23 protein-coding genes and 1 tRNA gene are annotated in these 24,281 nt (G+C 64.7%); 7 read left to right on the top strand and 17 right to left on the bottom strand.

The window, feature by feature from the left end:
* Positions 1–13: 13 nt before the first annotated feature.
* Positions 14–103: transfer RNA gene (locus tag ACIP21_RS16070), tRNA-Ser, on the top strand.
* Positions 104–197: 94 nt separating this feature from the next.
* On the opposite strand, the gene ACIP21_RS16065 is transcribed toward ACIP21_RS16070, so the two are convergent.
* The 9 genes from ACIP21_RS16065 to ACIP21_RS16025 form a co-directional block, all read right to left on the bottom strand.
* On the bottom strand, positions 198–683 hold the full coding sequence (locus ACIP21_RS16065) for a hypothetical protein (RefSeq protein ID WP_400689242.1): 486 nt from the start codon (positions 681–683) through the stop codon (positions 198–200).
* A 206-nt stretch (positions 684–889) separates the two neighbouring features.
* Positions 890–1,165 carry a DUF3077 domain-containing protein gene (locus ACIP21_RS16060; RefSeq protein ID WP_400689239.1) on the bottom strand — a complete coding sequence of 92 codons (276 nt, stop codon included), beginning with the start codon at positions 1,163–1,165 and terminating at the stop codon, positions 890–892.
* Between the two features lie 156 nt (positions 1,166–1,321).
* On the bottom strand, positions 1,322–1,585 hold the full coding sequence (locus ACIP21_RS16055) for a hypothetical protein (protein WP_400689236.1): 264 nt from the start codon (positions 1,583–1,585) through the stop codon (positions 1,322–1,324).
* Positions 1,586–2,249: 664 nt separating this feature from the next.
* On the bottom strand, positions 2,250–2,699 hold the full coding sequence (locus ACIP21_RS16050; RefSeq protein WP_400689234.1) for a DUF2846 domain-containing protein: 450 nt from the start codon (positions 2,697–2,699) through the stop codon (positions 2,250–2,252).
* A gap of 467 nt (positions 2,700–3,166) precedes the next feature.
* On the bottom strand, positions 3,167–3,784 hold the full coding sequence (locus ACIP21_RS16045) for a LysE family transporter (RefSeq protein ID WP_400689231.1): 618 nt from the start codon (positions 3,782–3,784) through the stop codon (positions 3,167–3,169).
* A gap of 200 nt (positions 3,785–3,984) precedes the next feature.
* Entirely contained in the window at positions 3,985–4,329 is a 345-nt protein-coding gene (locus ACIP21_RS16040; protein WP_400689228.1) for a hypothetical protein, read from the bottom strand.
* 288 nt (positions 4,330–4,617) lie between these two features.
* Complete coding sequence (locus tag ACIP21_RS16035; RefSeq protein ID WP_400689226.1) at positions 4,618–7,059, bottom strand: TonB-dependent siderophore receptor; 2,442 nt, start codon at positions 7,057–7,059, stop codon at positions 4,618–4,620.
* Positions 7,060–7,299: 240 nt separating this feature from the next.
* Entirely contained in the window at positions 7,300–8,265 is a 966-nt protein-coding gene (locus ACIP21_RS16030) for a FecR domain-containing protein (protein ID WP_400689223.1), read from the bottom strand.
* A gap of 4 nt (positions 8,266–8,269) precedes the next feature.
* Complete coding sequence (locus ACIP21_RS16025) at positions 8,270–8,800, bottom strand: sigma-70 family RNA polymerase sigma factor (RefSeq protein ID WP_400689220.1); 531 nt, start codon at positions 8,798–8,800, stop codon at positions 8,270–8,272.
* Positions 8,801–9,132: 332 nt separating this feature from the next.
* Here ACIP21_RS16025 and mqo point away from each other — a divergent pair, with 332 nt between their 5' ends.
* The 3 genes from mqo to ACIP21_RS16010 all read left to right on the top strand — a co-directional run bounded on the left by mqo (position 9,133) and on the right by ACIP21_RS16010 (position 12,281).
* On the top strand, positions 9,133–10,770 hold the full coding sequence (gene mqo, locus ACIP21_RS16020; RefSeq protein WP_400689218.1) for a malate dehydrogenase (quinone): 1,638 nt from the start codon (positions 9,133–9,135) through the stop codon (positions 10,768–10,770).
* A 261-nt stretch (positions 10,771–11,031) separates the two neighbouring features.
* Entirely contained in the window at positions 11,032–11,664 is a 633-nt protein-coding gene (locus tag ACIP21_RS16015) for a hypothetical protein (protein ID WP_400689215.1), read from the top strand.
* A complete protein-coding gene (locus tag ACIP21_RS16010; RefSeq protein ID WP_400689212.1) occupies positions 11,664–12,281 on the top strand; it encodes a helix-turn-helix transcriptional regulator in 618 nt (205 codons plus the stop codon). Before ACIP21_RS16015 ends, ACIP21_RS16010 begins: the two co-directional genes overlap by 1 nt.
* Positions 12,282–12,402: 121 nt before the next feature.
* On the opposite strand, the gene ACIP21_RS16005 is transcribed toward ACIP21_RS16010, so the two are convergent.
* Positions 12,403–12,738, bottom strand: a complete 336-nt coding sequence (locus tag ACIP21_RS16005; RefSeq protein WP_400689209.1) for an ArsR/SmtB family transcription factor — start codon at positions 12,736–12,738, stop codon at positions 12,403–12,405.
* Positions 12,739–12,788: 50 nt separating this feature from the next.
* On the opposite strand from ACIP21_RS16005, the gene xenA reads away from it, so the two are divergent.
* A complete protein-coding gene (xenA, locus tag ACIP21_RS16000; RefSeq protein ID WP_400689205.1) occupies positions 12,789–13,880 on the top strand; it encodes a xenobiotic reductase XenA in 1,092 nt (363 codons plus the stop codon).
* Positions 13,881–14,003: 123 nt separating this feature from the next.
* Here the strand turns inward: xenA and ACIP21_RS15995 are convergent, their stop codons facing one another.
* The 5 genes from ACIP21_RS15995 to ACIP21_RS15975 form a co-directional block, all read right to left on the bottom strand.
* Positions 14,004–15,251: an NAD(P)/FAD-dependent oxidoreductase gene (locus ACIP21_RS15995; protein ID WP_400689202.1), complete on the bottom strand. Its 1,248-nt coding sequence runs from the start codon at positions 15,249–15,251 to the stop codon at positions 14,004–14,006.
* A 2-nt stretch (positions 15,252–15,253) separates the two neighbouring features.
* Positions 15,254–16,831 carry an aldehyde dehydrogenase (NADP(+)) gene (locus ACIP21_RS15990; RefSeq protein WP_400689199.1) on the bottom strand — a complete coding sequence of 526 codons (1,578 nt, stop codon included), beginning with the start codon at positions 16,829–16,831 and terminating at the stop codon, positions 15,254–15,256.
* Positions 16,832–16,985: 154 nt separating this feature from the next.
* Positions 16,986–17,933: a dihydrodipicolinate synthase family protein gene (locus tag ACIP21_RS15985; RefSeq protein ID WP_400689197.1), complete on the bottom strand. Its 948-nt coding sequence runs from the start codon at positions 17,931–17,933 to the stop codon at positions 16,986–16,988.
* A gap of 47 nt (positions 17,934–17,980) precedes the next feature.
* Positions 17,981–18,907, bottom strand: coding sequence for a 4-hydroxyproline epimerase (locus tag ACIP21_RS15980; protein ID WP_400689194.1), 927 nt, complete (start codon positions 18,905–18,907; stop codon positions 17,981–17,983).
* Between the two features lie 23 nt (positions 18,908–18,930).
* The gene (locus ACIP21_RS15975) at positions 18,931–20,544 is read right to left on the bottom strand and encodes an APC family permease (RefSeq protein ID WP_400689191.1); all 1,614 of its coding nucleotides are present in this window, start codon (positions 20,542–20,544) and stop codon (positions 18,931–18,933) included.
* Positions 20,545–20,923: 379 nt separating this feature from the next.
* Between ACIP21_RS15975 and ACIP21_RS15970 the strand changes: the two genes are divergently transcribed.
* Entirely contained in the window at positions 20,924–21,706 is a 783-nt protein-coding gene (locus tag ACIP21_RS15970; protein ID WP_400689188.1) for a helix-turn-helix domain-containing protein, read from the top strand.
* Here the strand turns inward: ACIP21_RS15970 and ACIP21_RS15965 are convergent.
* Positions 21,694–22,581: a LysR family transcriptional regulator gene (locus ACIP21_RS15965; protein ID WP_400689186.1), complete on the bottom strand. Its 888-nt coding sequence runs from the start codon at positions 22,579–22,581 to the stop codon at positions 21,694–21,696. The two genes, ACIP21_RS15970 and ACIP21_RS15965, sit on opposite strands and share 13 nt — an antisense overlap.
* A gap of 140 nt (positions 22,582–22,721) precedes the next feature.
* On the opposite strand from ACIP21_RS15965, the gene moaB reads away from it, so the two are divergent.
* Positions 22,722–23,261, top strand: coding sequence for a molybdenum cofactor biosynthesis protein B (moaB, locus tag ACIP21_RS15960; protein WP_400689184.1), 540 nt, complete (start codon positions 22,722–22,724; stop codon positions 23,259–23,261).
* Positions 23,262–23,364: 103 nt separating this feature from the next.
* Here the strand turns inward: moaB and ACIP21_RS15955 are convergent, their stop codons facing one another.
* A complete protein-coding gene (locus ACIP21_RS15955; protein ID WP_400689182.1) occupies positions 23,365–24,264 on the bottom strand; it encodes a bestrophin family protein in 900 nt (299 codons plus the stop codon).
* Positions 24,265–24,281: the final 17 nt, after the last annotated feature.

The following is a 24,281-nucleotide window of genomic DNA, read 5'->3' as shown; positions in this document are numbered from 1 at the left end:
GATGCGCGGCATTGGAGAGATGCCGGAGTGGTCGAACGGGACGGATTCGAAATCCGTTGTACTGGCAACAGTACCTAGGGTTCAAATCCCTATCTCTCCGCCATACAAGATGAAGCCCCGCAGATTAACGTCTGCGGGGCTTTTTCGTTTCTGGATTTCATACCACTGTTAGTAAGTCTGATACTGTGCTGATGTCCTCAAAAGGAGTTGCGGCGTTTCAGTTCATCAGCAATTTTTATGGCTTCTCGCAAGATGGCTGCGTTCTCGGTGAACGGAGCAGGATCGTCAGTACCTTCGTACAGGTTGCCACCAGGGGCGACATCCATGATGAAACTGTCTGCGTACTGATAGAATTTCACCACGAGCTGGGCATCCTTGAGTTTCAATGCACCAAGCTTGGTAACACTGTTGATGTAGATGCGGCAATAGTGCTCCGGTACTTTGACCTGATACTTGGTGATTTCGCGCTGCCCCTCCTCTTGGCCTCTAAGATGTTGAGCCGTTTCTTCTAACTCTTCCACGTATCGACGAGTAGTCGCGATCTCTCGTAGCGCAAGTATTTCTGCGATTAGCGCAACCTTGACCGCCTTGCGCTCGTGATGAGTTTTCCAGAACCATGCTGCCACTGTTGCACAAATGGGCACTGCAATCCCGAATGTGCTGATGATTTGCGACGCGTCCATTTCTTGGCCCTACGCTAGGGTGTAAGTGTCCTACTTTTTTATTGTATATCTCTGTTTCTCGGCACTGCGCCTTGGATCAAAAAAAGTGTCTCCGGAAAATATTAAACAGGCCATATAAGAACCCTTGTAGATGAAAGGTGGGTATAAAAGGCCTTTTATGGCCATTTTTTGGATCAGCCTCCGAACCCGAAACGAGTGTGCTTTTACTAGCTACGTTCTTTCATCCCCAGTTCAGCGTCGTCCAGCAGGGCCTTGGCCAGCGCGTTCAGGTAATGCGAGGCCCAGATCAGCTTAGGGTCTTCTTCGAGCAAGCCGGTCAGGGTCAGGTCGCGGGCGTAGCCCATGAGTTCTGACGCTTGTTCGCGGGCGTACTTGCAGGGTATGCCGGGTTCGATGCGGAACAGGGGTTGGGTCTGGTTTTCGCCTTGGTAGAAGCGGGTTTTGCCTACTGTGGTGTGGTGGTGGGTGGTGTCTGTGGTCATTGGTTTTCTCCCTGAAATTTTTCCGTTGCCTGGACTGGCCCTTTCGCGGGCAAGCCCGCTCCCACAGGTACTGAGCCATGCCTGAGGGCAGTATCGATCCTGTGGGAGCGGGTTTACCCGCGAAGAGGCCGGAACAGGCAACCCATCACTTGAGCCTCAGTGCAGCGTCCGTGGCCCTTCTGGCAGGTGAACCTGCATCTGCAACTGCAACAACGCCGACTCCACCAGCGCCTGCGCAGCTTCCATTTCATGGATGACCGCCTGCATCACGGTCGAGCTGGGCGAGGTGGGTTTCAGTTGTATGGACTGGCGGGCGACGGACAGGGCGCAGATCACGTATTCAGAGGTTTGAATCAGCGTGTCTTGCAGCACATGGGAGGAATCGAGGGAGTGGGGTGGATCGGGGACTATCTTGCGCATAAAAGCTCCTTAGGTCAGGTGGAGCCGCCTGGCAACGCTGTCAAACGAATGGAGGCAGCTGTACACGGGTTGACAGACCGGTGACCTAAGGAACCCGGCGCACACGAATGTGCCCCATGCACAGCTGCCATAAAGAGCTGCTAAGGAAACTTAAGTCGTCGACCTGTCAAAGCCGGTCGTTGATTTGGCAACGACGGACCGAGACTAGGCCGCAACCCAAGCACTCGCAATGGTTTGGCAGGGCCGGGAGTATGATTCAGAAATGGACTACAAGGTATGGGAAAAATCTGAGACAAGAAGATTCTAGAGTGAGCAGTTCTACGGATTTTGTAGTGATTAGTTACAGGTTTTGATTATCGGCTTTCTCACAATTTGCGTCAGGTCAAAACGGTTGACGGGCGTTTCAAATTTGCTCAGGATCGTCCGCGAGGGCTCAATAAGAGCAGGGCTGATCTGAATCATGGCGGCATTGTCAGGTCAGTGTGGATTGCGCGAGTCGCCACTCGTGCGGTAGCGGTAACCGGCATCATTGGTTGGCTTCCGACCCCTTTCAGGCATATAGCCTGGACGTGCTAAGCAAGCGCTGCGACTACCTGTCCTCATTAACAAAAAAGGCACCTGCGGTGCCTTTTTTGCTTTCAGCCAGCAGCGCCAGATCAGGCAATCACAGCGAAGTCGCCAGCGTGCACTTCTGCAGATGCGCCTGGCCAACATCCTCAGGCACAACCGTCAGTTTCGCCCCGCCTACGAACACACCGACCTTGATCGACTGGCGCACATAGTAGTTCTTGCCACCCACGGCCATCAGGTCGATGACGTTGTCGCTGAACTCCGATTCGGTTCCGATCTTGTGGGCGCCCGGGCTGATCAGTTTGTAGAAGTAAACCCGGTTTGCGGTTTCGCCAATCGCCTTGCCGTCTACCGTGACGGTCTTCTTCAGGCCTTTGCCCGCGAAGCTGTCGCGATAGATGTACAGCCCGGCCTGGTCAACAGGCGGCGCAGCGAAGGTTTTGAGCGCGGCGTCGGCTTCGGCCGATTCCATCGGTACGGATGCGCAACCAGTCATGATGGCGAGACCGGTTGCAACAGCGAGCATTTTCAAGCGGGTGAGCATGTACAGTCCTTAGATGGGTAGGTTTGCAGGCGAGGACATTCCGATCCTGGCTAGTGGCATTGTGGCATTATTTGGCACGCGATGTGCTGCCTGACGCTTGTGCAGGCAATCACTCTGAATGCTGTGAAGCCTGAGGAGGGGGTCAAGTATTCGAACACCAAAGCCCATAATTCCAGAAGGGGCGCTGATCCCATCCTGGTTGGAAACCCATGACTGAAAAGTTAAGACTGGCCTTCTGTAGAGTCATTCGTGGGCACGCTAAGGCTATCGTTTTGAACCTCATCTTCCAGTCCGAACCTGGATCTACTGCCGCCATCAGCAGTCCTTGCTCAGCTTTCTTCAGGCAAAATGAAACCCCCTGGTGCGCAGTACGGGCCGAAGCCCGCCCGAGGCGTGGAGGTTGTGGTTGGCAGAGACGCTAAGGCCGGGTGTCAGGAGTGTCAACCACGGTCATGTTAAGAGATGCTTCAACGCATCGCCGCCAACTTGATCCCAAACCCCACCAGACAAGCCCCCGCCACCCGCTCGAACAGATTGGCAATCCGCGGATTCGCCCGCATCCGCTCCGCCAGCAAATGCGTCAACACCACCGCAATCAACCCATACATGAACGTCACCACCGCCACCGTCGCGGCCAGAAAACCAAAGGTCACCAGCCCCTGGTGCCTCACCGGGTCCACAAACAGCGGGAAAAAAGCCATGTAGAACATGATCGCCTTGGGGTTGAGCAGGGTGATCATCATGGTCTGGCGCAGGTACTGGCCGTTGTCCATGCGGCTCGCGCGGGGGGCGCCGCCGGGTTTGCTCAGCAGCATGCGCAGGCCCAGGTAGGCGAGGTAGGCGGCGCCGGCCCATTGCACCACGTGGAAGGCGGCGGGGTAGGCGGCCAGCAGGGTGGCGACGCCGGCCACGGCCAGCCACAGCAATACCTGGTCACCGAGGATCACCCCGCAGGTCGCGGCCATGCCGGCCTTGATGCCGCCCTTGCCGGTGGCGGTGATCAGGGCGAAGTTGCCAGGGCCGGGGATGGCCAGGACGATGATGAAGGCGATGACGAATGCGCCGTAGTCGGTGACGCCGAGCATGGGAGAACTCCTGTAGGGCAGTGCGAAGGCAGGTGCCAAGCCTATCCTGCTTTCGGCTGTCCGTCAGGCTTCGTGTAGGAGCGGCCTTGTGTCGCGAAAGGGCCGCACAGCGGCCCCACGGTGTCAGCGTCAGTGGATGGATCACTGGGCGCTGCTGCGCAGCCCTTTCGCGACACAAGGCCGCTCCTACACGAGACAGGTTATTCCTTGATTTCGCGTACCAGGCGCGACGACCACGGGCACCAGTGGCCACCCGGCAGGAACGCGCCGCCGGCTTCGTCCAGGTGGTCCTCCACATACTGGGTGGTGGCATCACAGACCTCGATCGCCACTTCGAAGAAGTTGATGGTGTCCGGGTCCAGGTAGAAGCTCCAGCGCGGGTTGTACGGCTGCTGACGCTTGATCAGGCGACCGTGCACATGGATCTGGCTCTTTTCATCACCGGACAGGATGCGACGAGCCTGTGCGATGCGTTCCGGGTTGGTCAGCTTGAAGATGAATTCCGGGGCCTGGTCGGCGGTGGTCAGTGCGAAATAGGCTTCCATGCAAAGCTCCTTGATGACTGAGTGGGTGCCGAAATGGCGGGTTGCGCACTCAGGTATAGAGGCCTGGCTGGCCATGGCAAATGCACCGCGCTGAGGGGTTCACGTTTTTGGTACGCGAGTGGCCGGGCTTTGTGAGATGTGTCACGGGTGCGGCGCAATTAATCCTGTTATGCCTGTGCCGGCCTCTTCGCGGGTAAACCCGCTCCTACAGGTACAGCGCTGCCTTCAAGGTTGGCGCGATCTCTGTGGGAGCGGGTTTACCCGCGAAGAGGCCGGGGCAGGAGATAACTACCAGCGCAGCGAAACGGTGCCGAGCAAGGTGCGCTCCTCACCCCAATAGCAACGCCCGGCGTTGTTGCACCCGGCCACATACTCCTTGTCGAACAGGTTGCGGGCATTGACCTCGACCGACCAGTTGTCGTCGATCTCATACCCGACCTTGGCATCCACCAAGGTCACATCGCCGGTATCGAGCTTGCCGTAGAGGCTGGCCGGCGTGTAGGCGAAGGTGCTGTCGAAATGGCGCACGCCGCCACCGACCGAAAGCCCCTTGAGCAGCCCGTCGCGGAAGCGATAGGTGCTCCACACCGACGCCTGGTTGCGCGGTACGCCGGTCATCTGGTGGTCTTCGTACAGCGACCCGGCCACGTCCTTGGTAATGCGCGAGTCGGTGTAGGTATAGGCAGCAGTGAGGTTGAGGTTTTCGCTCAGGTCGCTGTTGAGCTCCAGCTCAACGCCCTTGGAACGGCTGGCGCCGATCTGCCGGTAGTCGCCCACGGTCGAGTCGAAGAGAACGTCGTCTTTCTTGCGCAGGTCGTACACCGAGGCGGTGAAGGCGGTGTTCCAGCCCTTGGGCTCGTACTTGATGCCCACTTCGTACTGTTCGCTCTTGGTCGGGTCCAGCGCGCCGCTCTTGCTCTCGGTCTGCTGGGTCGGGGCGAAGGCGGTGGAGTAGCTGAAGTACGGCGACAGGCCGTTGTCGAACTGGTACATCACCCCGGTCTGCCAGGTGAAGTCGCTGTCCCAGCTGTCCATGTCGGCTTGCGCATTGAGCGTGCCTGCCTTGTTGCGGAACTGGCTGTTGACCCGGTCCAGGCGCCCGCCGAGCAGCAGTACCCAGTGGTCGACCTTGGTCTGCAGCTGGCTGTAAAGGCCGTACATGGTCTGTTCGAGCAGGGCGTTCTGCACGTGCAATGGCGTACTCGGCTTGCCGTTCCACACCGGGTCGAACACGTTGATGGTGCCACCGTTGCCGGCGTCCCAGTCCTGGTTGAACGAGGTGCGGTCGAGGCTCGCGCCAACCAGCACGGTGTGCTCGAAGGCGCCGTTGACGAAGTGGCCCTCGAACTGGTTGTCCAGCGAATAGGCGATCGACTTGTTGTAACGGTCATAGGCCGTGTTGCTCAACGTGGTGCCGAAGCCGCCATTGTTGAGGTTGCCCGGCCACATTTCCTGGCGGTCGATGCGCGACTGCATGTAGCGCGAGTTCTGGCGGAACTGCCAGGTGTCGTTGAAGCGGTGGCTGAACTCGTAGCCCAGGCTCCAGGTTTCACGCTCGAAGTTGTCCCAGTCCGGGTTGCCCGACAGCTGGTCCTTGTCGATCTTGCCGTTGGGGTTGTGCAGCAGGGTGCCGGCGGCAGGGTAGCCCAGCTCCATCAGGGTGCGGTCGCGCTGGTAGGTGGCCAGCAGGGTCAGGCTGTTGAATTCGTCGAAGTTCAGGGTCAGCGACGGGGCGATGTACAGCCGGTCGTCGGGCTGGTGGTCGATCTGGGTGTCGGATTTGCGGCCCATCATCACCAGGCGGCCCAGGACATTGCCCTGATCGTTCAGCGGGCCGGAAACATCCACCCCGAGCTGGCGGCGGTTGTGCGAGCCGTAGCTGAGCTGCACCTCGCCACGAGCGTCGCTGGTGGGGCGCTTGCTGACCAGGTTGACCACGCCGCCCGGGGCGTTTTCGCCATACAGGATCGAGGTCGGGCCGCGGAACACTTCCACCCGCTCCAGGCCGTAGGGTTCGCTGCTGGTGTCGTAGCGGTTGCCCTGCACGCGCAGGCCGTCGCGCAGCAGGCCGTAGCCGTAGTCGGTGGCGTTGAAGCCACGGATGAAGAACAGGTCGCCGGCCTGCCCGTCGCCGCCGGCGAAGGGTGGCGAGAAGATGCCCGGCACGTAGCCGAGCACTTCGGTGAGGGTCTGCGATTGCTGGTCGTCCATGCGCTGGCGGGTCACCACCGAAACCGAGCGCGGCGTTTCGGCCAGGGCGGCGCCGGTCTTGCTGGCGGTGTTGCTGGCCACGGCGCGGTAGCCGTTGTCGCTCTGGCCGTTGCTGGCGAGCAGGGCGGCGGCATTGACGGTGGTGGCGTCCAGTTGCAGGGCGCTGCCGTCGGCGGCGGGTTGCAGTACATAGCCGGCAGTGCCTTGCGGCAGCGCTTGCAGGCCGCTGCCCTGGAGCAGGCGCGCCAGGCCCTGGGCGACGCTGTAGCGGCCTTGCAGGCCTTGGCTGGTCTTGCCGGCGGCCAGGGCGTTGCTGCCGGCCAGGTAGATGCCGGCCTGGCTGCTGAACTGGTTGAGGGCGCTGGCCAGCGAACCAGGGGCGATGTCGAAATTCGTCTCGGCAGCGGTCGCCTGCTCGGCCAGTGCCTGGGTGGCAGGCAGCAGCAAAGGCGCGGCGGCGCACAGCGAGAGCGGCGCGGCGAGCGCCAGGCGGAGGGCGGGGTGAATGGGCTTCGGCATGCTGGTCCCTGGGATCGATACGGTGAGTTGAAGGGGCTTGTGCAGGGTTAACCGAACGAAATCTGCAAAAGGGAACCGGGTGCGGAGATTTTCATCGCTCTTTTCGGAGCGCGCCGCGATTCCCTGTGGGAGCGGGTTTACCCGCGAAGAATCCAACTCGGTGCATGGCACCGGCTGCGCCGGTGTTCGCGGGTGAACCCGCTCCCACAGGGATCGAGTCGGCCTGAAGTTTGCGGTCAATCAAGCCGGCTCGACGGTCACCCACCACAGCGTCAGGCGCTGCACCCGCACCGGCAATGCCGCCTGCAGCAAGGCCAGCGCGCGGTCGGTATCGTCGAGCGGAAAGGCGCCCATCACCGACAGCTGCGCCACCGCCGGATGCCAGCCCAGATGCCCGTGGCGGTAGCGCCCCAAGGTCTGCAGCAGGTGCGCCAGGGGCATGTCCTCGGCGTTCAGGCGTTTGTGGACCCACGACTCGCCGGCGCTCTGCGCCGGGCGTGCCGGGCCGATGCCCTGGGTGGTGAAGTCCACCTGTTGTCCGGCCTGCACGATGCAGCGCTCGCCACTGAGCGCGGTGCTCACCTCGACCGCGCCGGCGTACACGTCCAGGCGCGTACGCTCGCCCTGCTGGCAGACCGCGAAGCGGGTGCCCAGGGCCTGCATGCGCCCCTGGGCGGTGTCGACGAAGAACGGGCGGCGCCCGTCGTGGGCGGTTTCCACCAGGATCTCGCCAAAGCGCAGGCGCAGCACCCGCGCCAGCCGGCTGAAGTCCAGGTCCACGGCGCTCTGCGCGCCCAGCCACAGCTGGCTGCCGTCGGCCAGGCGGGTTTCCCGGGTTTCGCCGATGCCGGTGGCCAGGTCGGCGGTCCAGCCTTGCAGTGGCGCGCCGCGCCAGGCACTCCAGCCGAGCAACGAGCCGGCGCCCAGCACCAGCAGCGACTTCAGCCCGCTGCGGCGGCTGAAGCGGCGGGCATCGTGTTCGCGCAGCACCCGGCCGGCGCCACTGCCTTCGTGCTGCAGCGGGGCGAAGCGCTGGCCGACCCGCTGCACGTATTGCCAGGCCGCCTGGTGGTCGTGGTGCTGTTCGAACCAGGCCTGCCATTGCTGCTGCAACTGCGGGCCGGCGTGTTCGTCCTGCAACTGCACGTACCAGTGGGCGGCTTGCTGCAAGCTGGCGTGGCTGAGTTTCTGCGCGGTAGCGGTCATGGCGTCATTCCACCAGCAGGCCGTCGAGCTCGGCTTCGAGAATGGCGCAGTGCAGGAACGCCTGGGCCAGGTACTTCTTGATCATGCGTTCGCTGACGCCGATGTGCGCGGCGATGTCGCGGTAGGCCAGGCCCTCGATCTGCGCCAGCAGGAAGGCCTGGCGTACCTTGGCCGGCAGGCGCAGGAGCATGGCGTCGACCTCGTGCAGGGTCTCGACGATCAGCGCCCGCTGTTCGGGGGACGGCTGCAAGGCGACGGGCTGCAAGGCCAGGTGTTCGAGCCAGGCCTGTTCCAGCTTCTGCCGGCGCCAGTGGTCGATGCACAGGCCGCGGGCGATGGTCGCCAGGTACGAGCGCTCGCCGCTGTGGCCATCGAACTGGCGCGGGCGGTGGAGGATGCGCACGAAGGTGTCCTGCACCAGGTCGGCGGCATCCGGCCGGTTGCCCAGGCGCCGGTACAGAAAGCCCAGCAGCCAGCCCGAGTGGCTCTGGTACAGGGTATGGATCGAGCGGTCCGGCTGAGGAATCGAAACCATGGCGGCATCCGGCGCAAGCGCGTAATGGGTGCGAATGAGAAATGCTCGCAATACTAGGGGTGCTTGAACGATACTGCAATCGCTTCGATGAGCCGTTTGCCAGCATGAGACAACCTGCCGCCTTGCCTATCGGCGCGCAATTTGTTTGTGCTGGCAATTCGGTTACAATCGACGAAACGATTCAGCCTTGTCGGTCAATACGACAAAAGCCTGGGTCGTTTTCTGGTTCTCTGGCTGCTGAACAATGATCAACAAGAAGCCTGCGCTGAAGAACAAGGAACCCCTGGGCCAGCCACAGGCCCTCACTCCGTTCTACTGACTGGAATTGATCAATGTTCAAGAAAGCTGGCAAGACCCTGCTGGGTCTGGCTGTCGCTGCGAGCTTCATGCAAGCGCACGCCGCAGAAACCAAGAAAGTCGATGTGCTGCTGGTCGGCGGCGGCATCATGAGCTCCACCCTGGCCGTGTGGCTGCACGAGCTGGAGCCAAGCTGGTCGATGGAGATGGTCGAGCGCCTCGACGGCGTCGCCGAAGAAAGCTCCAATGGCTGGAACAACGCCGGTACTGGCCACTCCGCGCTGGCCGAGCTGAACTACACCCCGGAAGACAAAGACGGCAACGTCAACATCTCCAAAGCCATCGAAATCAACGAAGCCTTCCAGATCTCCCGCCAGTTCTGGTCGTGGCAGGTCCGCCAGGGCGTGCTGAAGAACCCGCACTCGTTCATCAACACCACCCCGCACATGAGCTTCGTCTGGGGCGATGACAACATCAAGTTCCTCAAGAAGCGTTACGACGCGCTGCAGGCCAGCCCACTGTTCCGCCCGATGCAGTACTCCGAGGACCACGCGCAGATCGCCAAGTGGGTCCCGCTGATGATGGAAGGCCGTGACCCGAACCAGAAGCTCGCGGTCACCTGGACGCCAATCGGCACCGACGTCAACTTCGGCGAAATCACCCGCCAGTTCGTTGGCCACCTGCAGACCCAGGACAAGTTCGACCTGAAACTGTCCAGCGAAGTGCAGGACATCACCCGTAACGAAGACGGCTCCTGGCACGTCGAGTACAAGAACCTGAAGGACGGTACCGAATCGGCCACCGATGCCAAGTTCCTGTTCATCGGTGCCGGCGGCGGCGCGCTGAAGCTGCTGCAGAAGTCGGGCATTCCTGAAGCCAAGGAATACGCAGGCTTCCCGGTGGGCGGCTCGTTCCTGGTGACCGAGAACCCGACCGTTGCCATGCAGCACATGGCCAAGGCCTACGGCATCGCCTCCACCGGCGCGCCACCCATGTCGGTACCGCACCTGGACACCCGCGTGCTGGACGGCAAGCGCGTGATCCTGTTTGGCCCGTTCGCCACCTTCTCGACCAAGTTCCTGAAGAACGGCTCGTACCTGGACCTGCTGAGCAGCACCACCACCCACAACGTGTGGCCGATGACCAAGGTCGGTATCGACCAGTACCCGCTGGTGGAGTACCTCGCCGGCCAGCTGATGCTGTCGGATGACGACCGCTTCGAAGCCCTGCGCACCTACTTCCCGAATGCCAAGAAGGAAGACTGGAAACTGTGGCAGGCCGGTCAGCGCGTGCAGATCATCAAGCGTGACGAAGAGAAGGGTGGCGTACTCAAGCTGGGCACCGAAGTCGTCGCTTCCCAGGACCGCACCATCGCCGGCCTGCTGGGCGCATCGCCGGGTGCCTCGACCGCCGCGCCGATCATGCTGAACGTGCTGGAAACCGTGTTCAAGGAGAAGGTCGCTACCCCAGAGTGGCAGGCCAAGATCAAGGAAATCGTGCCGAGCTACGGCACCAAGCTGAACGACTCGGCAGCGGCCACCCAGAAAGAGTGGAACTACACCGCTGAAGTGCTGCAGCTGGAGAAGCCACCGGTGATCGACGCCAGCGTCGGTACCACCGTTGCGCCGAGCAAGCCGGTTGAAAGCAAGCCTGAGAATGACATGGCGCTGTAAGCAGCCGCCTTGTCGTGATCGAAAGCCACGGGGGTGACCCTGTGGCTTTTTTTTGCCTGCTCGGGCCCTTTCGCGGGTAAACCCGCTCCCACAGGTACACCACAGATTTCCAGGCCTGTGGTGTACCTGTGGGAGCGGGCTTGCCCGCGAAAGGGCCGCCCCAGGAAACCACTGATCGGAATGCCAGCCTGGGCCCGATAAAAACATATTTTGATGCTTAAATTAATCTTGTCAGTCGATCCCCTCCAGGAGGGTGCCGTCATGAACATCAAGATTGCCGCACTACTGCTGCTCGCCCTGTGCGCTCAGCCGGCATGGAGCCAGTCCAGCAACACCCCCGCCAGCAAACCCGCCGAATCCGGCGCCATCACTACCCGCATGGCCCTGCGCGACCTCTGGGTCGAACACATCTTCTGGGTCCGCAACTACGCCCTCGCCAACCAGGCCGGCAACGCCAAACAGGCCACCGTGGCCGCCAACGAAGTGGTCAGCGACGCCACGCGCATCGCCAACAGCATCGCCCCGCTGTACGGCCAGACCGCCGCCGACCAGTTGCTCAAGCTGCTCGCCGGCCACTGGGGCGCGATCAAGCACTACAGCGATGCCACCGTAGGCAACGACAAACAGGGCCAGCAGGCCGCCGTCGATGAACTTGGGAGCAACGCCAAGGCCATCGCCGCGTTCCTCGCCAAGGCCAACCCGAACCTGCCGGAGCAGACCTTGCTGACCTTGCTCAGCGCCCACGGCGGCCACCACGTGGCGCAGATCGACCAGCTCGCTGCCGGTGACTACGCCGGCGAAGCGCGCACCTGGATGATGATGCGCGAACATATCCTGACCCTGTCCGACGCCCTGGCCGCGGCGCTGGTCAAGCAGTTCCCGGACAAGTTCTGATGCTCGAGGGCCTGGGCCGTACCCAGCAGGACCTGCTCCACGCGTTGCTGCACCAGCCGGCCGGCATGAGCATCGACGACCTGGCGCAGGCCCTGGCCATCACCCGCACGGCAGTGCGCCAGCACCTGGCCGCGCTGGAGCGTGACGGCCTGGTCCAGCGCGGCGCCACCCGGCCGACCGGGCGCCGCCCCGAGCAACTGCACCAGCTGACCGATCACGGGCGTGAGCTGTTTCCGCGGCAATATCCTTTGCTGGCCAACCTGCTGATCGGCGAAGTGGCGGGGGTGCTGGGGCAGGACGCCTTGCGGGCGCTGATGCGCCAGTTGGGCCGCAAGCTGGCGGCGGACATGGAGCGCGAGGTGGTGGATGAGGCGCGCATCGTCCAGCACATGAATGCGGCGGGGTATGAGGCCGAGGTGTTCTTCCGTTCGTCAGGCGAGGCGCAGATCGTCGCGCACAATTGCGTGTTCCACCACCTGGCCAAGGCGCATCCCGTGGTGTGCGAGCTGGACCTGGCGTTGATCGGGGCGTTGGGCGGGGCTGAGGTGAGCCATGAGGAGTGCATGCTCAGGGGAGGGCAGGTGTGCCGGTTCGCCCTGGGCAAGGATCAGCATTGATGTGGCCTGTACCGGCCCTTTCGCGGGTGAACCCGCTCCCACAGGGATGGTGCAAGGCCTGAGGGCAGCACCGTATCTGTGGGAGCGGGTTTACCCGCGAAGAGGCCGGTACAGGCTGAAATCAATTCTGCCGCAGGATGCAGTCCAGCAACCCCGGAAACCGCTCCGCCAGCATCTCGCTGCGCAACGAATTCATATGGGTGGTCCCGACATTGCGGGTATGCACCAGCCCCGCGTCGCGCAGTACTCGAAAATGGTGCGACATGCTCGACTTCGGCCGCCCGCCGTCCAGCTCGCCGCAGCTGGCCTCGGCCACGCCGGCCAGGTGGCGGACGATGCCCAGGCGCACCGGGTCGCTCAAGGCATAGAGCAGGCGCTCGAGAATCAGGTCTTCAGGGTTGGGGTGTGAGTAGGCTCGCATGGCCGACATGATAGCGGGGGTTTCATTAATTGCCATAGTTCGATTATGATCGAACAATCGTATTCAGATGAACCCGGAGCTCGCCCATGTCTGCCCTGTTCCAACCCTACACCCTCAAAGATGTCACCTTGCGCAACCGCATCGCCATCCCACCGATGTGCCAGTACATGGCCGAGGACGGCATGATCAACGATTGGCACCACGTGCACCTGGCGGGCCTGGCCCGCGGCGGCGCCGGCCTGCTGGTGGTCGAGGCCACCGCGGTGGCGCCGGAAGGGCGCATCACCCCCGGTTGCGCCGGGATCTGGAGCGACGCCCACGCCCAGGCCTTCGTGCCGGTGGTGCAGGCGATCAAGGCGGCCGGTTCCGTGCCGGGTATCCAGATCGCCCACGCCGGGCGCAAGGCCAGCGCCAACCGCCCGTGGGAGGGTGATGATCACATCGCCGCCGATGACGATCGCGGCTGGCAAACCCTTGCCCCGTCGGCCATCGCCTTTGGCGCGCACCTGCCGAAAGTGCCGCGCGAGATGACCCTGGACGACATCGCCCGGGTCAAGCAGGACTTCGTCGACGCCGCCCGTCGCGCCCGTGACGCCGGCTTCGAATGGATCGAGCTGCATTTCGCCCACGGCTACCTGGGCCAGAGCTTCTTCTCCGAACACTCCAACCAGCGCACCGACGCCTACGGCGGCAGCTTCGACAACCGTAGCCGCTTCCTTCTGGAAACCCTGGCGGCCGTGCGCGAAGTCTGGCCCGAGAACCTGCCGCTGACCGCGCGCTTCGGTGTGCTGGAATACGACGGGCGCGACGAGCAGACCCTGGAAGAGTCGATCGAGCTGGCGCGCCGCTTCAAGGCCGGCGGGTTGGATCTGTTGAGCGTCAGCGTCGGTTTCACCATCCCCGACACGAACATCCCGTGGGGCCCGGCGTTCATGGGCCCGATTGCCGAGCGTGTGCGGCGTGAGGCGGGGCTGCCGGTGACGTCGGCATGGGGCTTTGGTACGCCGCAACTGGCCGAGGAATCGTTGCAGGCCGGACAGCTGGACCTGGTGTCGGTGGGGCGTGCGCATCTGGCCGATCCGCACTGGGCTTACTTTGCGGCCAAGGAGTTGGGAGTGGACAAGGCTTCCTGGACCTTGCCGGCGCCGTATGCGCACTGGCTCGAGCGCTATCGCTGAGTTCGCCGGGGGCTGCTTTGCAGCCCATCGCGAGCAACGCTCGCTCCTACGGGTGTTTGCAAGGCTCAAGGCTTGCGAAAGGCCCTGTGGGAGCGGGTTCACCCGCGAAGAGGCCGGGGCAGGCTAGAACCGATCCAACCGGTAAGCCGCCGTGTCCAATCCCGCCGACCGCTCCACCATCCCCCCCACCCACTCCGCCGTCACCGCCGCCTGGGTCAGCCCCAGGTGCTGATGCCCGAACGCCAACAACACCCGCCCATCGCACACTCGGTCGATCACCGGCAACGAATCCGGCAACGAAGGCCTGAAGCCCATCCACGGCGTCGCCCCCTCGGCACTCAAATCCCGCTGGAACAACCCCTGGCTCAAGCGGTGCAACTGCCACGCCCGCTGCATGCTCGGCGGCGCATCGAGCCCGGCGAACTCCACCGTACCGGCCAGACGCAGCCCATCGGCCATGGGCGTCATGATGAACTTGCGCTCCAGCGAAGTGACCGCGAACGGCAGGCGCTGGTGTTCGGTCGGCAACATCAGGTGGTAGCCGCGTTCGGTGTCCAGCGGCACACGCTTGCCGGTCAGCGCCGCCGTCAGCTTCGCCGAATGCGCGCCGCAGCTGATCAGCACCTGGCGTGCGTCCAGCGGGCCCTGGCTGCTGGCCAGGCGCACACCCGCCCCCTGCACCTGCCCGCCGCTGACGTCAGCCTGGAGAAAGCGCACGCCATGGGCCTTGGCCGCCTCGTACAACGCCGAGACCACCGTGTAAGGGTCGATGAAGTGCCCGGTACGCGGGAAGAACAGGCCGCCCAGCAGCGAAGGGTTCAATTGCGGCGCTGCCTCGCGCACGTTGTCAGCCGACCACAAATCCACCTGCACATCCTGCTGCTGCATGCGTGCGCGCAAGGCCAGCATTGCTGCACGCGACTCGGGCCGCTCGAACACCAGCAACGAGCCGTCCTCCTTGAACAGCTCGCTGCGCCCGATCGAACCCAGCAAGCGCTGCCAGGCCCCCAGGCTGCCTTCGTTCAGCGCGCGAATACCGGCCACGCTGCGCTGGAACGGCGCCGGGCGCAGGTTGAGCAGCAGCCGGGTGAACCACGGCAGGGCCCGGGGCAGGTACTTCCAGTCCAGGCGCAGTGGGCCCATGGGGTCGAGCAGCATGCGCGGCAGGCGCTTGAGGATCGACAGGTCGGCGATCGGGAACACCTGCTCGGTGGCCAGGTGCCCGGCATTGCCATAGGACGCGCCCGTGCCCGGCGCCTGGCGGTCGAGCAGCAGCACCCGGCGGCCCTGGCGGGCCAGTTGCAGGGCGCAGGCGACGCCGACGATGCCGGCGCCGACCACGGCGATATCGGTTTCAGGGGTATCGACCATGCTCAGGCTTCCCGTTGACCGTCGAGCAGGCGCCGCAGTTGCAGCGGGTTGCCGTGTTGCAAGGCGCTTGGCAGTAGGGCGTCGGGGAAGTCCTGGTAGCACACCGGGCGCAGGAAGCGCAGGATCGCCGCAGTGCCGACCGAGGTGCTGCGGGCATCGGAAGTAGCCGGGAAGGGCCCGCCATGGACCATCGCATCGCACACTTCGACACCGGTCGGCCAGCCATTGACCAGGATGCGCCCGGCCTTGCGCTCCAGGGTCGGCAGCAGGGCGCGGGCGCTGGCGATGTCGCCATCGTCCAGCTGCAGGGTGGCGGTCAGCTGGCCTTCGAGGTGCTCGGCCACCTGGCGCACTTGCTCGTCGCTGGCGCAGGCGACCACCAGCGAGGCGGCGCCGAACACTTCGGCCTGCAACGCCGGGTCGGCAAGAAACGCTTCGGCCTGGGTCACGAACAACTGTGCCTGGCACTGGTTCGGCCCTTGCTGCGGCAAGCCGCTGGCAGCGTTCTGGGCATTGGCATTGTCGGCGAGGGCAGCGACACCGGCCGCATAAGCGCTGGCGATGCCAGGGGTGAGCATGGTCTGTGCCGGCGCTTGGCGAACGTGGGTGCTGGCGGCTTCGATGAAGCGCTGCAAGGCCGGCCCCTGGCGGGCGATCACCAGCCCGGGGTTGGTGCAGAACTGCCCGGCGCCCTGGGTCAGCGAGGCGACGAAGCCTTGTGCGAGTGCTTCGCCACGGGCGGCCAAGGCCACGTCGAAGAGGAACACCGGGTTGATCGAACTCATCTCGGCATACACCGGGATCGGCTCCGGCCGTGCCTGGGCGGCCTGGCACAGGGCGATGCCACCGCTGCGCGAACCGGTGAAGCCGACCGCCTTGATGCGCGAGTCGCTGACCAAGGCGATGCCGACGTCGCGCCCGGCGCCGTACAGCAGCGAAAACACGCCTTCGGGCAGGCCGCAGTGCCTGACCGCACGGGCCAGCGCCTGGCCAACCAGTTCGCTGGTGCCGGGGTGCGCGGCATGGGCCTTGACCACCACCGGGCAACCGGCGGCGAGGGCCGAGGCCGTGTCGCCGCCGGCCACCGAGAAGGCCAGCGGGAAGTTGCTGGCGCCGAACACCGCCACCGGGCCCAGGGCCACCTGGCGCTGGCGCAGGTCGGCGCGGGGCAGCGGCTGGCGTTCGGGCAGGGCCGGGTCGACCCGCACGTCCAGCCATTCGCCGTTGCGCACCACCCGGGCGAAGGTGCGCAACTGCGTGCAGGTGCGGCCGCGCTCGCCCTGGATGCGCGCCCTGGGCAGGCCGCTTTCGGCGACGGCGCGGTCGATCAGGGCATCGCCGAGGGCTTCGATCTCGCCAGCGATGGTTTCAAGAAAATGCGCGCGCTGTTCCAGCGAGGTTTCGCGATAGCTGTCGAACGCCGCCCAGGCCAGCGCGCAGGCCTGGGCCACGTGTTCGCCGGTGCCGCCGGCATAGGCGGGTTCGAGGGCCTGGTTGCTGGCCGGGTCGATGGCGCGGATCGCGTCGCGGCTGCCGGGTACGCAGCGCTGGCCGATCAGCAGGTTGCCGGTGAGGGTCATGGGGCGTCCTTTGAAGTTGAACTCGATATCAGGATGAACCGCGCCCCCTGTGGGAGCGGGTTTACCCGCGAAGAAGGCGACTCGGTGCATGGCACCGGCTTCGCCGGTGTTCGCGGGTGAACCCGCTCCCACAGGGGCGCGCGCGGTGCGCCTATCAGGCCTGGTTGTGCTCGGCCGACCAGCTCGCATACCAGGTGCGGAACAGCCCGTACTGCTGCTCGGCATAGTTGCGCTGGGCATCGGTCAGCACGTCGGTCTCGTTGAAGTGCAGGCTGTACTCGGTGTCACCGTTGAGCACCATCAGGTGCTTGTAGTAGAGCACCAGGTCGCAGCCTTCATCGAACGACGACAGCACCGCCAGCGCCGCTTCCAGCTCGCGGGCCAGGCGCCGGGCCTTGGCGTCACCCTTGGCGGCCTGCTTGCTCAGGCTCACCAGGTGCAGCACTTCGCGCGGCAGGGCGTTGCCGATGCCGGTGATGGCGCCGGTGGCGGCGCAGTTGACGAAGCCGTGCACCACTTGGGTGTCGACGCCGACCATCAGGGTCACATCGTTGTCCTGGGAGGTGATGTGCTCGGCCGCGTAGCGCAGGTCGGCGCCGCCGCCGAACTCCTTGAAGCCGATCAGGTTGGGGAACGCGCTGCGCAGTTCGAAGAACAGGTCGGCGCGGGTGGCGAAGCCGTAGTAGGGGCTGTTGTAGATGACTGCCGGCAGCTTCGGCGCGGCGGCGAGAATGGCCGAGAAGTGGTGCTTCTGGGCGATCAGCGAGGCGCCGCGGCTGAGCACGCGGGGGATGACCATCAGGCCGGCGGCACCGACCTTGGCCGCATGGGCGGCATGGGACACGGCCTCACGGGTGTTCACCGCGCCGGTGCCGACGATGGTCGGGATGCCGGCGGCCACCAGGCGCGCCACGCCTTCCTGGCGCTCGGCCTCGGTCAGCAGCGGCCAGTCACCCATCGAGCCGCAGTACACCACTGCGCTCATGCCGGCCTCGATCAATTCCTTGCCCTTGCGCACCAGGGCGTCGAAGTCCGGCTTGCGCTCGGCGGTGCAGGGGGTCATGAGGGCGGGCATGGTGCCGGTGAAGAGGTTGTCGGTCATTGTTGTCACTCCTGGCGCTAGTCAATGGGGGGTAGAAAAACCGGGGGTCAGATGCCCCAGGCGAACGGATCTTGCTCGTCGATCAGCAGGGTGCTGTCGGCGGTCATGTGGGCGCGGCCGGTGATGAACGGGCGAATGCGCTCGCCGGCGCGCTCGTAGCGGCCGTGGAACTGGCTGCCGGTGATGCTGGCCTGGACCCAGGTCTGGCCTTCGGCGAGCTTGCCGTCAGCGGCAAGGCACGCCAGCTTGGCGCTGGTGCCGGTGCCGCACGGCGAGCGGTCGTAGGCCTTGCCGGGGCACATGACGAAGTTGCGGCTGTCGGCGTTGGCGTCGTCGGCGAACAGCTCGACATGGTCGATCGGCGCACCGTTCTCGCCGGTGATGCCCTGGGCTTCGAGGGCCTTGAGCATGGCCCAGGTGTAGTCGGTGAGGGCTTCGCGGTTGCCCAGTTCGATGCGCTGGCCGTGTTCGGAGACCAGGAAGAACCAGTTGCCGCCCCAGGCGATGTCGCCGTGCACCACGCCGTGGCCGGGCACGTCCACTGCCACCTGCTGGCGGTAGCGGTAGGACGGCACGTTGCCGACGGTGATGGCGCCGTCGTCATGCAGGGTGGCGCTGACCGGGCCGACCGGGGTGTCGATCTGGTGCACGCCGGGCCCGATCAGGCCCAGGTGCTGCAGCGAGGCGACCAGGCCGATGGTGCCGTGGCCGCACATGTTCAGGTAGCCGGCGTTGTTGAAGAAGATCACCCCGCAGGTGGCGCCCGGCGACACCGGTGGGCAATACAGCGCGCCCACCAGCACATCGTTGCCGCGCGGCTCCAGCAGGCAGGCGCGGCGCCAGTGGTCGTGCAGTTCGCGCAGCTCATCGCGCTGCTCGGCCATGCTGCGGCCCTGCAGCGGCGGGAAGCCTTTCATCACCAGGCGGGTCGGTTCGCCGCCGGTGTGCGAGTCGATGACGTGAATCTGTTTCATGGGCGTGGTCCTTGGGTAATCGATCAGGAGGCGACGGCGGCGGGGCGGCCGACATAGGTTTCAGCGCTGGCTTCGCTTTCGTCCTCGCCTTCCAGGCGCACCAGGTGGGCCGGCACGCCGGTGGCGGCGCCCCAGTAGTAGATGCCCAGGGCACAGGCGGCCACGGCCAGGGTGTCGAACGGGTGGGCAAGCAGGCCCAGGCCACCGAAGCTGCCCAGCCAGGACAGCAGGATGGTCACGGCGTAGAAGCCGATCAGCCAGGCCGACGAGCGCACCTGCTGGCCCAGCGACAGGTGCTGGGTGGGCACGAAGCGGCCGCACAGCAGGTACAGCACGAACATCACGATCTGCAGGGCCAGCAGCCACGACACGGTGTTCCAGCCCGACCAGTAGACGATCAGCGCGGCGATGATGAACGACAGCGGGCCGAGCACGCCCATGCCCTTGACCCGGAACGGGCGCGGCATGCCGGGTGCGTTGCGGCGCAGGGCGGCAACGCTGACCGGGGCCACCGCGTAGCTCAGCACCAGGGCGGCGGAGACCACGTTGATCAGCGCTTCCCAGGACGGGAACGGCAGGGTCCAGAACACTGCCAGGCCGAAGGTCAGCCACAGGGCCGGGCGCGGGATGCCGGACTCGGCGTCGATGCGGGTGAAGTACTTGAAGAAGGTGCCGGTCTGCGCCCAGCCATAGACCACCCGCGGGGTGGCGTTCATGTAGATGTTGCCGCAGCCGCTGGGCGAGATCACCGCGTCGGCCACCACCAGGTAGGCCAGCCAGCCGACGCCCAGGGCAAGGGCGATGTCACGGTAGGGCAGGGCCAGCTCCTTGGTCACCGCGGCCCAGCCGTTGGCCAGCATCTCGGTCGGCACGCTGCCGAGGAAGGCCAGTTGCAGCAGGGCGTAGATCGCGGTGGACAGCAGCACCGAGAGGATCAGCGCGATGGGAATGGTGCGCTGCGGGTTCTTCACCTCGCTGGCCACCGAGATGATCGGCGTCAGGCCCAGGTAGGCGAAGATGATGCCGCCGGCCGACACGGCCATTTCCACCCCGGACAGGCCGAACGGGGCAAAGCCCTGGACTTCGAAATTCGCCGGCTTGAAGAAGCTGAACAGCACGCCGATCACCAGCAGCGGCACGATGAACTTGAACACGCTGACCAGGTTGTTGGCCTTGGCGAAGGTCTTCACGCTGCGGTAGTTGAGGAAGAAGAACAACCCCAGCAAGGCGAACTGCACCAGCCAGCCGAGCATGCTCGGGTCACTGCTGCCGGCCTTGGTCAGCCCGGGGAACCAGGCTGCGGCGTACTGGCGCGAGGCGACCACTTCGATGGCGATCAGGCTGGAGAAGGCGATCAGGGTGATGAAACCCATCAGGTAGCCGAGCAGCGGGCCGTGGGAATACACCGGGTAGCGCACCACGCCACCGGCCCGCGGCAGGGCGGCGCCGAGCTCGCAGTAGACGATGCCCAGCAGCAGCACGGCGAAGCCGCCGAGGAACCAGGAAAGGATGCCGGCCGGCCCGGCGATGGCCGAGACATGGCTGGCGGCAAACAGCCAGCCGGAGCCGAAGATGGCACCGAGGCCGATGAAGGTGAGGTCGAGCAATGACAGCTGTTTCTTGAATTTGCCTGACATGGGTGCGCCTTTTTGTAGGTTTTGGATAGGCAGGTCTGATGTCACGTGGTGCGGCGTGTTACGGCCGCGCTCTTGTAGGTCTGGGGCGGCTTGCGTGGGGCATAGAGTGGACCCGAAGGGGGCAGGGGTTCTTGATGGTTTTCTGCAGGGGGGATGACGAAATCGGCACAGTTGCAGAAAAGGCTGGCGGCTGAGCAGGTCCGATGGTTAGGCTGCAGGCCTTGTTGTATAAGGGCTTTAGAGAGTTATTGGCATTGCTGGCCTCTTCGCGGGTAAACCCGCTCCCACAGAGACCCCCGCAGGTCCTGAGGGTACCGATGTACCTGTGGGAGCGGGTTTACCCGCGAAGAGGCCATTGCAGCCAACAGAGATTGACCCGATGACCGACACCCCCCTGGCAACCCTGTACCAGTCCCTCGACCAGCACCGCCCCGCCACCCTGGAGGCCCTGTTGGCCGGTGTTTCCCTGTTGCTGCCGATCCTCGACGCGATCCCCAACGCGGCGATCTTCATCAAGGACCCGGCCGCCCGCTACGTGCTGGCCAACACCACCCTGGTCCAGCGCTGCGGCCTCAAGCGCCTGCAGCCGCTGCTGGGCAAGACCAGCGCCGAAGTGTTCCCGGCCCAGTTCGGCCCCGGCTACACCGAACAGGACCGCCGCGTGCTCAAGGATGGCCTGGTGCTGGAGGACCAGCTCGAACTGCACCTGTACGGCAGCCGCGAACCCGGCTGGTGCCTGACCCACAAGCGCCCGCTGCGCAACCCGGCCGGCGCGATCATCGGCCTGGTGGGCATCTCGGTCGACCTGCAGTCAGCCGCCGACACCCACCCCGCCTACCAGCGCCTGGCCGCCGTGGACGAGCACATCCGCCGGCATTTCCACCAGCCGATCAGCATGCATGAATTGACCCGCATCGCGGGGATTTCCGTGGCGCAACTGGAGCGCTACTGCAAGCGGGTGTTCCACCTCACCCCGCGGCAGATGATCCACAAGGCGCGCCTGGAGCACGCCCACCGCCTGTTGCATTCGGACTTGCCGATCACCGAAGTGGCGCTGCGCTGCGGCTACACCGACCACAGCGCCTTCAGCCGCCAGTTCAAGCAACTGACCGGTTTCACGCCGCGCCAGTACCGCCAGGCAACGGCCGATCAGGTCGGCTGAAACAGCAGCTTCGCCTCGGCAAAGCACTGCTCGGCAATCGCCGAGCGCGGCTCGCTGCGGCGCAGCAGCAGGCCGACCGGGCTGTGGATGCTGGCGTCGCTGATGGGGATGATGCGCATGTGTTCGCTGAGGTCTTCCAGGCCGCAACCCAGCGGCATGATCGCGCAGCACACGCCGGTATTGATGGCCTGTACCAATTGGAAGGTCGAGTCGCTTTCCAGCACCGCATTGGGCTCCAGGCTGCGGCTGCGGAAGCTCAGGTCCAGCGACTGGCGGTAGTGCATGCCCTTGCTCAGCAGGCCGAGCGGGATGTCGCCGAGCTCGTCCCAGCGCAGGCTGTCGACTTCGAACTGGAAGTGCTGGGTGTCGTACAGCAGGCCCATGGTGGTGGTGCCCAGCTCGATCACTTCGAAGAAGTTGGCATTGACCTGGTCGAGGTAGCAGATGCCCAGGTCGAGCTGGTTGCGGCTCAGGCCGTCCATGATCTGCTCGGTGCTGTGGGAGCTGAGCTGGAACTGCAGCTCGGGGTACTTTTCACGCAGGGGCAGCAGCAGGTGCATGGGGTTGAAGCTGGCCAGCGGCACCGTGCCCAGGCGCAGGCTGCCGACCACCTGGCCGCGGCAGCTGGCGGCCTCGGCCTGCAGGCCGTCGTGGGCGGCGAGCAGGGTGCGGGCCCAGGCCAGGATGCGCTCGCCGGCCTCGGTGAAGCCTTCGAAGCGCTGGCCGCGCTTGACCAGCACCAGGTCCAGTTCGTCCTCCAGGTTGCGCAGGCGCATGGACAGGGTCGGCTGGGTGATGTGGCACAGCGCCGCGGCCTGGCCGAAGTGGCGGGTCTGGTCGAGGGCGATGAGGAACTTGAGCTGCTTGATGTCCATGGAAATGCCTGGGGTCTGGTTGTGCAGACCTTAACTCACGTCTGCGATAGATGTCATTGATCGGCCGGTACGCCATTTCGATTGGACGCTTGCCGGGCTTGGCTCTAGCGTGGCGGTCTGGCCATCCAAGGAGCTTCACCGTGCGCGTCCAACCCGACGCGGTCTTCGTACCGCTCAACATCGCCGTGCTGACTGTCAGCGACACCCGTACCTATGACACCGACACCTCCGGCGAACTGCTGGCCAGCCGCTCGCTGGAAGTCGGCCATCGGCTGGTGGCGCGGGCGCTGCTCAAGGACGACCTGTACAAGATCCGCGCCCAGGTCGCCACCTGGATCGCCGATGACGACGTGCAGGTGGTGCTGATCACCGGTGGCACCGGCTTCACTGGGCGCGACAGCACGCCGGAGGCGGTGCAGTGCCTGCTGGAGCGGCAGGTGGACGGCTTTGGCGAGCTGTTCCGTGCGTTGTCCATTCTCGATATCGGCAGCTCGACCGTGCAGAGCAGGGCGCTGGCGGGGATTTCCAACGGCACCCTGGTGTGCTGCCTGCCGGGCTCCACCGGCGCTTGCCGCACGGCCTGGGAGGGGATCCTGGTGGAACAGCTGGATGCGCGGCATCGGCCGTGCAACTTTGTGAAGCATCTGAAGCCTATCGAAGCCTGCGAGAGCCGCAGTTAACCTGCCCCGGCCCTTTCGCGGGTAAACCCGCTCCCACAGGTACGGCGCTGCCCTCAGGCTCTGCACCATCCCTGTGGGAGCGGGTTCACCCGCGAAGAGGCCATCAGCTCAACACATGATCCACCGGCTGCAACACCGGCGGCAGCGGCTCCACCCCCAGGGCCCCCAGCACATCCCGCTCCACGGTCCTGACCATGGCATCCATCGGCAGGTCGTTCTCATCCCGCCCGAACGGGTCCTCCAGTTCGTTGCCGATCGCATCCAGCCCGAAGAACGTGTACCCGACGATGGTGGTGAACAGCGGCGCCAGCCATCCCAAGGGTTCGGCCAGGGCGAACGGCAGCAGCAGGCAGAAGATGTAGATGGTGCGGTGCAGCAGCAGGGTATAGGGGAACGGCAGCGGCGAGCCCTTGATCCGCTCGCAGGTGGCCTGCACCTCGGTCAGCCCGGCCAGGCGCTGCTCCAGCAGGGTGTAGCGCCATTCGCTGATCTGCCCTTGCTCGGCCAGCCGCGAGCAGTGCGCGCCGATGTCGCGCAGGATGCCGTCGCAGACATTGTGCGCGGCCACCTTCGTGCCCTCGGCCAGCCATGGCCGTGTGGCGTGCACTTCACATTCGTTGCGCAGCCGCGCATTGAGCCCGTGGGCAAAGCCGCACAGGTTGCGCAGCAACGCTGCGCGCAGTGTTTCGTCGCTGATCGCCAGGCTTTCGCGCACGAACGAGCGGGTTTCGATGATCAGCTTGCCCCAGGCCTTGCGCCCCTCCCACCAGCGGTCGTAGCAGGCGTTGTTGCGAAAGCTCATGAAGATCGACAGCGACAGGCCGAGCAGGGTGAACGGGGTGGCGCTGACCGGGTAGAAGAACGCCGGGAAGTGCCGCTCGACCAGCACGATCAGCGCGGCCAGCAGGGTGACCATCAGGCAGCGCAGGGCGATGCGCTTGACGATCGAACCCTTGAGGGTGAACAGCACGCGCAGTACATCGGGGCGGGAGTGGACGATCATGGAAATCCAGAGGCGGC

Source organism: Pseudomonas sp. NPDC089401 (assembly GCF_044749485.1).
In the GTDB taxonomy this organism is placed as follows: Bacteria; Pseudomonadota; Gammaproteobacteria; order Pseudomonadales; family Pseudomonadaceae; genus Aquipseudomonas.
The sequence above is the reverse complement of the archived record's forward strand: the minus strand, read 5'-3'. Positions and strand labels throughout refer to the sequence as shown.